Below are 690 nucleotides of genomic sequence, written 5' to 3' on the forward strand. Positions count from 1 at the left end.
GCGGCGAGTCGCTGCCGTGCGGCCGACTCCCGATGGATGGCGGCGGCGATGGCGGTGGCCTGGCCGCCGTCGATCCAGCGGCGGACCACCTCGGCGGACAGCGGATTCGCCACCCAGTACGACAGTCGCGCGATGGGCTGTGTCATGGCCTCGACGGTCGGCCGGTCGGGGCCGAGGAGGTATCCGACCCGGAGCCCCTGAGTGAGCGACTTGGTCAGCCCCATCGAGTACCAGGTCAGCTCCGGGGCCAGGGTCGCGATCGGCGGCGGTGTGTCCGGGTGCAGGGCGCCGAGCACATCGTCCTCGAACACCGGCACCCCGTATCGGCGGGCGACGGCGACGATCTGCTGTCGTCGCTCCAGGCTCATCGTCGTCGTGGTCGGGTTGTGGTAGCCCGGATTGCAGTAGATCAGCCGGGGTGTGAACTTCCGGCACGCCTCGGCCAACGACTCGGGCACCATGCCGTCGTCGTCGAGTTCGACAGGGTGCAGGTGCACCCTGGCGCGCTCGGCCAGGTTGCCGATGGCCCCGTAGGTGAGCCCTTCGGCCAGTACCACATCCCCCGGGGCGGCCAGGTGACGCAGGACCAGCAGGAGCGAACTCTGTGTTCCGTTGGTCAACAGCAACCGGTGCGGCTCTGGCGCGGGCATCCGCCGCGCCATCCATCGTGCCGCCGCGAGGCGGTCTTCG

Annotated in this window: 1 protein-coding gene; it reads right to left on the minus strand. The window is 70.3% G+C overall.

Annotated elements, in window-relative coordinates; translation table 11 throughout:
• A partial coding sequence (locus AC27LF_RS45560; RefSeq protein WP_479665235.1) for an aminotransferase class I/II-fold pyridoxal phosphate-dependent enzyme occupies positions 1 to 650 on the minus strand: 650 nt, incomplete at its 3' end.
• Positions 651 to 690: the final 40 nt, after the last annotated feature.

It is taken from the genome of Streptomyces diversicolor (genome assembly GCF_057537855.1).